The sequence below is a fragment of the Pseudomonas sp. fls2-241-TYG-175 genome, from assembly GCF_030209155.1.
Taxonomy (GTDB): domain Bacteria; phylum Pseudomonadota; class Gammaproteobacteria; order Pseudomonadales; family Pseudomonadaceae; genus Aquipseudomonas; species Aquipseudomonas viridiflava.
In genome coordinates this window covers 43229-55110 of record NZ_JARVSO010000017.1, presented here as the reverse complement: position 1 = coordinate 55110, position 11882 = coordinate 43229, and the positions used below count along the sequence as shown (strand labels likewise).

Genomic DNA, 11882 nt, shown 5'->3' with positions numbered 1-11882 from the left:
ATAACAGACGTTAATTACAACGCTTATTACATTTAACCCCGAGTCGCGCAGCGACTGCGGCGCAGTGCGCACGTAGCGAAGCACACACTTAACGTTATTGGCCCGCGTGGAAAACATAGTGATGAATCAGGCTTTTCTTCCATTTTCACGTCCGTCTGTGGGCGATGAAGAGATTGCGGCAGTGACGCGCGTATTGAAGTCGGGCTGGATCACCACCGGGCCGGAATGCCAGAAGCTCGAAGAGCAGTTCGCCGAGCGTGTCGGGGCGCTGCATGCCATTGCGCTGTCATCAGCGACAGGGGCCATGCACCTCACGCTGCTGGCTCTAGGCGTCGGTCCTGGCGACGAAGTGATCACCCCGTCCCAGACCTGGGTTTCCACCGCGAACATGATTTGCCTGCTGGGCGCGACCCCTGTGTTCGTCGATGTGGATCGCCACACGCTGATGGTTGATGCCGCACACGTCGAACAGGCCATCACGCCGCGGACCAAAGCCATCATTCCGGTGCATTACGCGGGCGCCGCACTTGATCTCGACCCCCTCTATGCGCTCGCCAACCGGTATGGCCTCGCGCTTATCGAAGACGCTGCCCATGCGGCTGGCACTGAATACAAAGGGCGTCCGGTCGGCACACGCGGTACGGCCATCTTCTCTTTTCACGCCATCAAGAACATGACCTGTGCCGAGGGCGCGATGCTCGTCACCGATGACGACGCGCTGGCAACCCATGTGCGCCAGTTGAAATTCCACGGACTGGGTGTCGATGCCTATGACCGCCTGACACTGGGGCGCAAGCCGCAGGCCGAGGTCATCGAGCCCGGTTTCAAATACAACCTGGCAGACCTCAACGCCAGTATTGCCCTGGTGCAGTTGCAGCGCCTGAATGCGATCAATGCCAAGCGCCAGATGCTCGCCAATCGCTACCTCGAAAGGCTGGCCAGCAGCGCCGTTTTGCCACTGGCGCAACCCGGCTACGCGCAGCGTCATGCCTGGCACCTGTTCATTCTGCGTATCGACGCCGAGCGCTGCGGCCTGGACCGCGATGCGTTCATGAAAGCGCTGCAGGCGCACAACATCGGCAGCGGCATTCATTTCATCGCCACTCACCTGCACCGCTATTACCGCCAGCGCTTCCCCGACGTTCATCTGCCGGACACCGAGTGGAATTCGTCGCGCCTCTGTTCTATCCCGCTGTTTCCCGACATGACCCTGGACGATGTCGAGCGGGTCGTGGACGCCATTGAATCAATCGTGGAAGCCCGCCCTTGAAACCCTATCCTGTCCACTGCGTGTCGATCGTCATCCCGGTCTACAACGAACAGCAAAGCCTGCCCGAATTGCTGCGACGCACCGAAGCAGCGTGCGCACGGCTGCGCCATGACTATGAAATCGTACTGGTCGACGATGGCAGTCGCGACCAGTCCGCCGAGATTCTGCAGCAGGCGGCCGAGCGTGACGGAAGCCGGGTGGTCGCGGTGATCCTGAACCGCAACTACGGCCAGCACGCGGCGATCATGGCCGGTTTCGAACAGTGCAAAGGCGACGTGATCGTCACCCTCGACGCCGACCTGCAGAACCCGCCGGAAGAGATACCGCGCCTCATCGCGCTGGCCGAACAGGGCTACGACGTGGTCGGCACCGTGCGCAACAACCGTCAGGATTCGGCCTGGCGCCGCTGGCCTTCAAGGCTGATCAACCTCGCTGTACAGCGCTCGACCGGCGTGGCGATGAGCGACTACGGCTGCATGCTGCGTGTCTACCGACGCACCATCGTCGACGCGATGCTGGCCTGCCGTGAACGCAGCACCTTCATTCCGATCCTGGCCAACAGCTTCGCCCGGCACACCACCGAAGTGCTGGTCGAGCACGCCGAACGCGAGCACGGCGATTCGAAATACAGCCCCATGCGGCTGATCAACCTGATGTTCGACCTGATCACCTGCATGACCACCACACCCTTGCGACTGCTGAGCATTGTCGGTTTCAGCATGGCGTTTCTGGGCCTTCTGTTCGCCGTGATGCTCATCGTGCTGCGGCTGATCTTCGGCGCGCCATGGGCCGAGAACGGCACCTTCGTGCTGTTCGCTGTGCTGTTCGTATTCACCGGCGGGCAGTTCATCGGCATGGGCCTGCTGGGTGAATACCTGGGCCGCATGTACAGCGATGTGCGGGCCCGGCCGCGCTTCTTCATTGAAAAGGTCGTGCGCAGCTCAACCGAGACGACGACCGACCGTGTGGATTCCTCCGCCTCTCCTTATCTGAACAAGGTTGCGCCATGAGCATTAAAGCTGTCGTTTTCGCTTACCACGATATTGGCTGTGTCGGGCTGCAGGCGTTGCTGGAGAGCGGCTATCACATCGCTGCCGTGTTCACCCACGCCGATGACCCCAGTGAAAAAACCTTCTTCGGCTCGGTCGCTCAACTGTGCGCGCAGCATGACATCCCGGTGCACGCCCCCGAAGACCCGAACCATCCGCTGTGGATCGAGCGCGTCGGCAAGCTGGACCCGGACTTCATCTTTTCCTTCTACTACCGCCAACTGCTCAGCGAGCCCTTGCTGGCCTGCGCCAGGAAAGGTGCCTTCAACCTGCACGGGTCGCTGCTGCCGCGCTATCGCGGCCGGGCACCGGCCAACTGGGTGCTGGTCAACGGCGAACGCGAAACTGGCGTGACCCTGCACCAGATGGTCAAACGTGCGGACGCTGGCCCCATCATGGCGCAGCAACGCGTGCCGATAAGCGCACTGGACACGGCGCTGACCTTGCACGGAAAACTGCGTAAGGCCGCCGCCAATCTGCTCTCCGACGCGCTGCCGCTACTGGCGCGGGGCAGATTGCCCGGCACGCCACAGGACGAATCCCAGGCGACCTACTTCGGCCGTCGCACGCCGGCCGACGGGCTGATCGACTGGGCACGCCCCGCTGCGCAACTGAACAACCTGATCCGCGCCGTGACCCAGCCCTACCCCGGCGCTTTCTGCCCGGTGGGCGAGCACAAACTGATCGTCTGGAGCGCCCGCGTGGAAGAGGCCGACCATGGACTGGCACCCGGCACGGTGATCGACTGCGACCCGCTGCGCATTGCCTGTGGCGAGGGCGCGCTGGTGATCGGTGCAGGTCAGCGCGGCGATGACGGCCTCTACCTGAGTGGCGTGCAACTGGCCCGCGAGTTCGGGCTGGTCCAGGGCTCACGTCTACAGGGCCAGAACCAGAGCCGTCCGCCGCGCCGCACCCGTGTGCTGATTCTGGGCGTCAACGGCTTTATCGGTAATCACCTGTCAGAGCGTTTGCTGCAGGATGACCGCTACGAAATCTATGGCATGGACATCGGCTCGGACGCCATCGAACGTCTGCGCACCAAGCCCAACTTTCACTTCATCGAAGGCGACATCAGCATCCACACGGAGTGGATCGAGTACCACATCAAGAAGTGCGACGTGGTTCTGCCGCTGGTGGCGATTGCGACGCCCATCGAATACACGCGTAATCCGCTGCGGGTGTTCGAGCTTGATTTCGAAGAAAACCTGAAGATCGTTCGCTACTGCGTGAAGTACAACAAGCGAGTGATTTTCCCGTCCACCTCCGAGGTGTACGGCATGTGCCAAGACGCCAGTTTCAGCGAGGACACGTCGAACCTGGTGGTCGGTCCGATCAACAAGCAGCGCTGGATCTATTCGGTGTCCAAGCAGTTGCTGGACCGGGTGATCTGGGCCTACGGCCAGAAAGGTCTGCAGTTCACGCTGTTCCGCCCGTTCAACTGGATGGGCCCGCGTCTGGACCGTCTGGACTCGGCACGCATCGGCAGCTCGCGCGCCATCACTCAGTTGATCCTGCATCTGGTGGAAGGCACACCGATCCGTCTGGTGGACGGCGGCGCGCAGAAGCGCTGCTTTACGGACGTGGTCGATGGCATCGAAGCCCTGGCGCGCATCATCGAAAACCGTGGTGAGCGCTGCAACGGGCAAATCATCAACATCGGCAACCCGGACAACGAAGCCAGCATCCGCCAATTGGGCGAAGAGCTGCTGCGCCAGTTCGAAGCGCACCCGTTGCGCTCCAACTTCCCGCCGTTCGCGGGGTTTCGTGAAGTGGAAAGCCAATCCTTCTATGGCAAGGGCTATCAGGACGTCAGCCACCGCAAGCCCTGCGTGGATAACGCCAAACGGCTGCTGGACTGGACGCCCACCATCGAGCTGAGCGAAACCATCGGCAAGACGCTGGATTTCTTTCTGCGCGAAGCCATGGCTGAAAAAGCGGATCAGCGCTGATGCAGGCAGGCCTGAGAATCGACGTCGACACCTATCGTGGCACCCGTGAAGGCGTGCCGCGTTTGCTGGACATGCTGGAAGAGGCGCAGGTCAAGGCGACGTTCTTTTTCAGCGTCGGCCCGGACAATATGGGCCGCCATGTGTGGCGGCTGATCCGGCCGCAATTCCTGTGGAAAATGCTTCGCTCCAGAGCCGCCAGTCTTTATGGCTGGGACATCCTGCTGGCAGGCACCGCCTGGCCGGGCAAACCCATCGGTCGAGACCTCGGCCCGTTGATGCGCCGCGCTCTGGACGCAGGCCATGAAGTCGGCCTGCACGCCTGGGACCATCATGGCTGGCAAGCCAATGCCGGGCACTGGAACCCGGCGCGGCTGCACGCGCAGATGCGCCGGGGTGTCGATTGCCTGAGCGACATTCTGGGCGAGCCGGTGACCTGTTCGGCAGCGGCTGGCTGGCGTGCCGATGAACGTGTGGTGCAGGCCAAGCAATCGTTCGGATTTCGCTACAACAGCGACTGCAGGGGGCACTCGATATTTCGTCCGACCCTGACTGATGGCACGCCAGGCGCCCCACAGATTCCGGTGGACATGCCGACCTTTGACGAGGTGGTCGGCCCGCACCTGGAGGCGCATGCGTTCAACCGTTTCATTCTCAGACGCTTCAAGCCTGACCAACTGAATGTGTATACCTTGCACGCCGAAGTAGAAGGCATCGTCATGGCTGACGACTTCAGGCAATTGCTGGCACTGGCAAATGCTCAGGGCATCCGCTTCCAGCCACTGGGCAACCTGTTGCCGGACGACCTTGAGCACCTGCCAGCAGGTCAAGTGGTGCGCGGCACGCTTGCGGGACGCGAAGGCTGGCTCGGGGTGCAGCAATGACCGCAAGCCGCACTCGCGACATTGCACTGCTGTTGCTGGCGTTCGTGGTCGCCTATCTGCTGCCGCTCGGCTCACACGGGCTGTGGATTCCGGACGAGACGCGCTACGCGCAGATCAGTCAGGAAATGCTCCACAGCGGGCAATGGACCGCGCCGTATTTCATGGGTGTGCGGTACTTCGAAAAGCCTGCAGCCGGTTACTGGTTGATCGCCGCTGGCCAGGCGCTGTTCGGCGAGAATCTGTTTGGCGTGCGGATCGCCTCGGCGCTGAGCACTGGCCTGAGCGCCCTGCTGGCTTACCTGATCGCTGCCCGGATATGGAACGAGCCGCGCAAAAGCTTTGCCAGCGCGTTGCTGTTCATGAGCTTCGGCTTCGTTGCAGGCCAGGCCGGTTATTGCAACCTCGACCCGCAATTCACCTTGTGGGTCAACCTGTCACTGGTCGCGTTCTGGTACGCCGTCCACAGCAGCGGCCATTCGCGGCTGGTCGCGTGGACGGTACTGGGGCTCGCCTGCGGCATGGGCTTCATGACCAAGGGTTTTCTGGCCTGGGCGTTGCCAGTGCTGATCACTGTGCCCTACATGCTGTGGCAGAAACGTTTTGTCGAGTTGATCCGTTACGGGTTGCTCGCGGTCATCGTCGCCATAGGTGTGTGCCTGCCTTGGGTGCTGGCGGTCCACGCTCAGGAGCCCGATTACTGGCGCTTTTTCTTCTGGCACGAGCACGTGCGTCGTTTCGCCGGTGAAGACGCGCAGCACGCCCAGCCCGTGTGGTTCTATCTGCCGACACTAATTGCCGCCAGCCTGCCCTGGGCGCTGTTGTTGCCCGTAACGTTCAAACAGGCGTGGCAGCAACGGCGCCAACCCGCTATCGGTTTCCTGCTGATGTGGACGCTGCTGCCGTTGGCGTTTCTGAGCCTGAGCCGGGGCAAGCTGCCGACCTACATTCTGCCCTGCCTGTTGCCACTGGCCTTGCTGATGGCAAACGCGCTGGTCGAACGGCTCAATCACGGCCAGGTCACAGCGCTACGCCTCAATGGCGGGTTCAATGCCATCGTCGCGCTCGTCGGTTTGCTGGTGTTGTTGTACCTGCAATGGAAGAACCCGTTCTACGACCACGAACCCATCCATCTGCTGCTGGCCATCGGTGTGCTGACGGTCTGGATGCTGACCAATGTGCTGCAAGCTCTGCGTCCTCTGTCGGCCTGGGCGATGCCGGCGGCAGGCAGTCTGCTGCTGGTGGCGCTGCTGCCCGCAGCGCTGCCGTACACCCTGGTTTATGACAAGACGCCCGACCAGTTCGTGGCCCGGCATTTCTCTGCGTTGGCGGCCAGCCAATCGCTGTTGAGCAACGACCTGGGGGCGGCCTCAGCGCTGGCCTGGCGATTGAAGCGCTCGGACATTGCCTTCTTCAACACCGTGGGCGAATTGAAATACGGCCTCGACTATCCGGATGCCCGTCAGCGGAAAGTCGATCTGAAAGACATTGATACCTGGATGACCGAAGCCCGGCACAAGGGCCAGGTCGCGGTGATCATGCGCGGCGACGGCAAAGAGGAACTGCGCGAACTCGGTGCGCTGCCCAAAGGCGGCAAGCGTTACGAAGAAGGCGATCTGGTCATCGTGATCTACGGGCAGTCGGAATCATGACCTGGCTTTTGCTGCTCACCGCGTGTGCGCTGACCTGCCTGGGCCAGATCGCACAGAAGCTTGCAGTGGAGGGCTGGCGCGGTCATTTCCCAGGGCTGTTGGCCGCCGCGCGTTCGGCCTGGCTGTGGCTCGCGATGGCGTGTCTGGGCCTGGGGTTGCTGGTCTGGCTGATGGTGTTGCAGCGCCTGGACGTCGGCGTCGCATATCCCATGCTGGGCCTGAATTTCGTACTGATCACCCTGACCGGACGTTACCTGTTCAATGAGCCGGTCGACCGTCGGCATTGGCTGGGCGTGGCGCTGATTCTGGCGGGCGTCGTTCTGTTGGGACGTCAGGCATGAGCCGCCCCGGCGTGACGCTGGCGCTTGGCAGTGTGGCGCTGGTCAGCCTCGCGCAACTGGGCATGCGCTGGAGCATGAGCCGTCTGCCCTCGCCCACACAGTTGCTCGAATACCCGGCTGTCGCCTCAATCGATTTCAAGGCCCTGGCCGTCATCGGCGTCGCAATCGGCGCCTACGCCCTGTCGATGCTGTTGTGGCTGCTGGCCCTGCGCAGCCTTTCCCTGAGCCGCGCCTACTCCTTGCTGAGCATCAGCTACGGGCTGGTGTACGTACTGGCCGCTGGCCTGCCGTTTTTCCACGAGACGTTCACAGTTTCGAAAACTGTGGGTGTCATCCTCATCGTGATGGGGGTTCTGAGCATCAACCTTCGGCGCGTCTCTCGCATCTCTCTTCAGGGTTCTTCCCATGAAAATCAGCGTTTTCGGTAGCGGATATGTAGGTCTGGTACAAGCAGCCGTGCTTGCCGAAGTCGGCCACGACGTCGTGTGCATGGACATCGATAAGGCCAAGGTCGAACAACTGAGCCAGGGACAGGTGCACATCTTCGAACCCGGCCTTGCCAATCTGGTACGGGAAAACCTGGACCATAACCGGCTGGTTTTCACCAGTGACGAGCAGATGGCCGTCGAACATGCCGAGGTGCTGTTCATCGCCGTCGGCACGCCGTCCTGCGAGGATGGGTCGGCGGACATGCGCAGCTTCTTCGCCGTGGGCGAGAGCATTGCCCGGCACCGCAGCAAGCCGCTGATCATCGTGGAAAAATCCACGGTACCGGTGGGCAGCGGCGATGCGCTGCGAGCGCACATCGACAAGGCCTTGCGTCAGGCCGGACGCCTGCTGCAGTTCGATATCGTTTCCAACCCCGAATTTCTCAAGGAAGGATCTGCGGTGAAGGATTGCCGCCGTCCGGACCGTATCGTCATCGGCTGCGAAAGCGAAGCGGTCAGAAAAGTCATGCGCGAGCTGTATGCACCGTTCAACCGCAATCATGACCGCATCATGTTCATGGACCTGCGCAGCGCCGAACTCACCAAATACGCGGCCAACTGCATGCTGGCGACCAAGATCAGCTTCATCAACCAGATCGCTGAACTGGCCGAGCACCTGGGCGCGGATGTCGAAGCGGTCCGACTGGGCATCGGTGCCGACTCACGCATCGGTTACGACTTCATCTATCCCGGCTGCGGCTACGGCGGCTCATGCTTTGGCAAGGACATCCGCGCGCTGATCCACAGCGCCCGCGAGGCCCATTGCTCCAACGACCTGCTGTCGGTCGTCGAGGCCATCAACGAGCGGCAGAAGAACAAGCTGTTCGAGCGGGTCAACGCGTTCTACAAAGGTGATCTGCGCGGCAAGACCTTCGCCTTGTGGGGCCTGGCGTTCAAGCCCAATACCGACGACATGCGCGATGCGCCCAGCAGAGTGTTGATGGAAGCCTTGTGGGCAGCGGGGGCAACCGTGCGCGCGTTCGACCCCGAGGCCATGCAGGAAACCCAGCGGATCTACGGCTATCGCAAGGATCTGGTGCTGATGGGTACGCCGGAATCCACTCTGGACGACGCCGACGCCCTGATCATCTGCACCGAGTGGCAGCAGTTCAAGGCGCCCGATTTCGACCTGATACAGCAACGGCTCGGCGCCCCGGTGATCTTCGACGGACGCAACCTGTACGACACCGAACGCCTGTCAAAAAGCGGCTTCCATTATTTCCCCATCGGCCGTGGCGAGTCGTGCGAGCTGCCGATTCCGCAGAAGCAATGGGTAGCGGTGCAACCGGTCGTCAATCGCCAGACGATCTGATCTCAACTGCCGGGCGTGGAGCGGTCGTAGCTGACGAAATAGTAGCTGCGACTTCCGACCTTTACGTGCTGGATGGCTTTGAGCGGCGGCACAGGTTCGCTCGTGCGCTCCATGATCGCCACGTTACGCGGATCGCTCATCAGGAAACGGGTGACGCTTGCGTCGCTGTCGTAGGCATCCAGCACGGTGTGCACGTAAAACGCGCTGGCCCCCGACAACCGCTCGCTGGGCTGAAACAGAGCCACTTGATGCCCCTGAGCCTGCAGTGCCTGAACAGTCGTGGCCAGCGGCACGAACGAGAAATGCCGGTCTTCCCGAGGCATCAGCCACACCGCCGCCGACAGGTAGGCCGCGACGGTCAGCGCGATGCCTGCTGTCATCAGCGCGCGTTGATGGCGTACTGCAAATGCTGCAATCGCCGAGTTTCGGGAATGCGCCTTGAGCCGTTCACCCAGCACCGCCGCGTACTCTGCTGCAATCACTGCGGCCGCGGGCGCCGCTGACATCAGGTAGACCATGCGCTTGCTGGACGCCAGCGTCAGTAGCAGGAACTGCGCAGCCAGCCAGAGGCTGAAGAACAGCAGATACCGGTTGGCGAGCAGTTGTTTGCGAAAGTGCCAAAGCCCCAGATACACCAGAAGGTTCCAGGGCATGAACGCTTCAGGCAGTTTGGCGAGGTAGTAATAGAAAGGCTCATAGTGTCCAGCCTCCCGGAATGAACCGTCGAAGCGACCGACGCTGTTGGTCCACAGCACATCCTTGAGTGATTGCACGCCGCCCTGCCCGTACAGGAAATACAGCCAGACCATCAGCGGTATCAACCCCAACAAAGTGAATGCTGCCGGACGTAGCCAGTCGGCCAGAATCAGCCGTCGTTGTTGCACCGTTTCGCAAAGCAGCCAGGCGAAAATCACCACGCCCGGCAACGCAAGTCCCAGCACGCCCTTGCTCAACGTCGAGATGGCGATGCCCAACGTGAACAACCACCACGGCCATGCTCGATTGTCGGAAGGCGCGCGATTGACCGAATAGACATACATCAGCAAAGCCATGGTCACGCCCAGCGCCAATAGTGCGTCTTCGCCGACCTGACGCGAATTGCCCCAGAAGCTGGCCAGCGTTGCCAGCATGAAGGCGGCCAGCCAGGCGATGGGCACCGGACGCGCCATACGCTTGAGCATCGCGTAGAGCAACAGCACGCTGAACAACCCGGCGAACGCCGAGGCCAGCCGCACCGCCCAGGGCGTGGCACCGAACAACCGGATCGCGCTGGCATCGAGCCAGACACTCAGTGGCGGCTTCTCCAGAAACGGCTGTCGGCTCAAGGTCGGCGTGACCCAGTTGTCTGTCAACTGCATCTCCATGGCGATACCCGCCACGCGCGGCTCCGTCGAGCTCTGCAATTGATGATTACCCAGTGCAAAGAAGAACAGCAGGACGCTCAGCATCAACAACCACAGCGTGCGAGAAGCCAGCATTGCAGCAATCCGGTAAGCCTGGAGGACTCGCAGTATAGGCACCCGAACATGCCCGATTCATGAAACAAAGCGTCTTGTTCAGGTGTGTCGTAACCCCTTGGAGCACACAGGAAAGCGGTCCGCCAAAAAAAAGCGCAATGAACAGGCAGATATGACGCTGAACTGGACGATGAGCCGAATAGCCCGCACAATCGGCTCACTTGATGAGCCGATTAGACCTTCTATTCGGCTCGGCTCAGAGCGCTCCTCTCATGTCTGAACATCTCTGGATCTGGCAACAACCGCAATGGCCTGCATTCACCTGGAACGGTGACCGTCTTGCAGCCCTGCTGCGCGAATGCACCCAAGCGCAAGGCCGCTTGCTGGGCATGAGCCGTGTTGCCAACGACGATACGGCCCTTCAGGACACTCTGGACACGTTGCTGCAAAACATCATCACGTCCTCTGCGATTGAAGGTGAGCAGTTGAACGTCGGATCCGTCAGATCGTCACTGGCGCGTCGCCTGGGTCTGGACGATGATGGCAAGCGCAGTCCTCGCAGTGAAGGCCTGGCGGAACTGATGCTGGATGTCACGCAGGCCAACGCTCAGCCGCTCACGCTCCAACGTCTGTTTACATGGCATCGCTGGCTGTTTCCAACTCAGGAAACGCTTGCCTCTCATCAGGTTCAGGCAGGCCAACTGCGCGGTAATGAGCCCATGCAGGTCGTATCCGGTCGCCTTGATCGGCCCACTGTGCATTTCGAAGCCCCGCCACGTTCCCGGCTCGAACCGCAGCTGAATGACTTCCTGGACTGGTTTGCTGCCAGCCGGAACGATGCACACCTTGACCCGCTGGTTCGGGCAGGCATCGCGCACTTCTGGTTTGTCACGCTGCATCCATTCGACGACGGCAACGGTCGTCTGACCCGTGCACTCACGGACCTGGCTCTGGCTCAGGGCGAGCAGCAGACGGTGCGCCTGCACGCCATGTCAGCCAGCATTCTGGAAGACCGCTCGGGTTACTACCACATTCTGGAGCGCAGCCAGAAAAGCACGACCGACATCACCGACTGGCTGGAGTGGTTTTTGCGCACCTTTCTGCGAAGCGTTGAACATGCGCTGGCACGTATAGAGCGAGTCCTGGCAAAAACACGCTTCTGGCAACTGCATCAGGCTGATGCTTTATCCACTGAACAGGTGAAAGTACTCAATCGCCTGCTCGATGGCGGCGAGCGTGGTTTTGAACAGGGGATCAATGCAACGCAGTATCAAGCCGTAACCAAAGTCTCAAAAGCGACCGCCACTCGCCACCTTAGTGATTTACTGGCAAAGCACTGCATCGTCCGCCTGCCCGGCGGCGGTCGCAGTACGCGTTATCACGTCAACTGGCCTTCCCGTTAAAGAATTACTGCCCCAGCCCGAAAGCCTCTTAGATCACACCGCACAAGTAATGCTCTCAAAACCGTCAATCACCCACAAACCAG

General features: G+C 61.1%; 10 protein-coding genes. 9 read left to right on the top strand and 1 reads right to left on the bottom strand.

What is annotated here, in order from left to right; translation table 11 throughout:
• The first annotated feature begins 121 nt into the window (after positions 1–121).
• From arnB to QRN20_RS14220, 8 genes are read left to right on the top strand one after another with little or no spacing between them, the layout of a single operon-like run.
• On the top strand, positions 122–1270 hold the full coding sequence (arnB, locus tag QRN20_RS14255) for a UDP-4-amino-4-deoxy-L-arabinose aminotransferase (RefSeq protein WP_122605586.1): 1149 nt from the start codon (positions 122–124) through the stop codon (positions 1268–1270).
• The gene (arnC, locus tag QRN20_RS14250) at positions 1267–2280 is read left to right on the top strand and encodes an undecaprenyl-phosphate 4-deoxy-4-formamido-L-arabinose transferase (protein ID WP_096767431.1); all 1014 of its coding nucleotides are present in this window, start codon (positions 1267–1269) and stop codon (positions 2278–2280) included. Before arnB ends, arnC begins: the two co-directional genes overlap by 4 nt.
• Positions 2277–4268 carry a bifunctional UDP-4-amino-4-deoxy-L-arabinose formyltransferase/UDP-glucuronic acid oxidase ArnA gene (arnA, locus tag QRN20_RS14245; RefSeq protein WP_122605588.1) on the top strand — a complete coding sequence of 664 codons (1992 nt, stop codon included), beginning with the start codon at positions 2277–2279 and terminating at the stop codon, positions 4266–4268. Before arnC ends, arnA begins: the two co-directional genes overlap by 4 nt.
• Positions 4268–5149, top strand: a complete 882-nt coding sequence (gene arnD, locus QRN20_RS14240; RefSeq protein ID WP_029244080.1) for a 4-deoxy-4-formamido-L-arabinose-phosphoundecaprenol deformylase — start codon at positions 4268–4270, stop codon at positions 5147–5149. Before arnA ends, arnD begins: the two co-directional genes overlap by 1 nt.
• Positions 5146–6798, top strand: a complete 1653-nt coding sequence (arnT, locus tag QRN20_RS14235) for a lipid IV(A) 4-amino-4-deoxy-L-arabinosyltransferase (protein ID WP_122575823.1) — start codon at positions 5146–5148, stop codon at positions 6796–6798. Before arnD ends, arnT begins: the two co-directional genes overlap by 4 nt.
• A complete protein-coding gene (arnE, locus tag QRN20_RS14230; RefSeq protein WP_029244082.1) occupies positions 6795–7139 on the top strand; it encodes a 4-amino-4-deoxy-L-arabinose-phosphoundecaprenol flippase subunit ArnE in 345 nt (114 codons plus the stop codon). Before arnT ends, arnE begins: the two co-directional genes overlap by 4 nt.
• On the top strand, positions 7136–7567 hold the full coding sequence (gene arnF / locus QRN20_RS14225; RefSeq protein WP_004880071.1) for a 4-amino-4-deoxy-L-arabinose-phosphoundecaprenol flippase subunit ArnF: 432 nt from the start codon (positions 7136–7138) through the stop codon (positions 7565–7567). Before arnE ends, arnF begins: the two co-directional genes overlap by 4 nt.
• Positions 7545–8939, top strand: coding sequence for a UDP-glucose dehydrogenase family protein (locus QRN20_RS14220; protein WP_122510545.1), 1395 nt, complete (start codon positions 7545–7547; stop codon positions 8937–8939). Before arnF ends, QRN20_RS14220 begins: the two co-directional genes overlap by 23 nt.
• A 2-nt stretch (positions 8940–8941) precedes the next feature.
• Here the strand turns inward: QRN20_RS14220 and QRN20_RS14215 are convergent, their stop codons facing one another.
• Positions 8942–10417 carry an ArnT family glycosyltransferase gene (locus tag QRN20_RS14215; protein ID WP_122413365.1) on the bottom strand — a complete coding sequence of 492 codons (1476 nt, stop codon included), beginning with the start codon at positions 10415–10417 and terminating at the stop codon, positions 8942–8944.
• A 251-nt stretch (positions 10418–10668) separates the two neighbouring features.
• Here QRN20_RS14215 and QRN20_RS14210 point away from each other — a divergent pair, with 251 nt between their 5' ends.
• Positions 10669–11799 (top strand): Fic family protein, encoded by a 1131-nt coding sequence (locus QRN20_RS14210; protein WP_122413366.1) that lies wholly within the window; start codon positions 10669–10671, stop codon positions 11797–11799.
• Positions 11800–11882 lie beyond the last annotated feature (83 nt).

Excerpts from the sequence above, each read along its gene's own strand:
- arnB (WP_122605586.1), top strand. The coding sequence starts at position 122 with ATGAATCAGGCTTTTCTTCCATTTTCACGTCCGTCTGTGGGCGATGAA.
- arnA (WP_122605588.1), top strand. The coding sequence starts at position 2,277 with ATGAGCATTAAAGCTGTCGTTTTCGCTTACCACGATATTGGCTGTGTC.
- arnD (WP_029244080.1), top strand. The coding sequence starts at position 4,268 with ATGCAGGCAGGCCTGAGAATCGACGTCGACACCTATCGTGGCACCCGT.
- arnT (WP_122575823.1), top strand. The coding sequence starts at position 5,146 with ATGACCGCAAGCCGCACTCGCGACATTGCACTGCTGTTGCTGGCGTTC.
- arnE (WP_029244082.1), top strand. The coding sequence starts at position 6,795 with ATGACCTGGCTTTTGCTGCTCACCGCGTGTGCGCTGACCTGCCTGGGC.
- arnF (WP_004880071.1), top strand. The coding sequence starts at position 7,136 with ATGAGCCGCCCCGGCGTGACGCTGGCGCTTGGCAGTGTGGCGCTGGTC.
- QRN20_RS14220 (WP_122510545.1), top strand. The coding sequence starts at position 7,545 with ATGAAAATCAGCGTTTTCGGTAGCGGATATGTAGGTCTGGTACAAGCA.
- QRN20_RS14215 (WP_122413365.1), bottom strand. The coding sequence starts at position 10,417 with ATGCTGGCTTCTCGCACGCTGTGGTTGTTGATGCTGAGCGTCCTGCTG.
- QRN20_RS14210 (WP_122413366.1), top strand. The coding sequence starts at position 10,669 with ATGTCTGAACATCTCTGGATCTGGCAACAACCGCAATGGCCTGCATTC.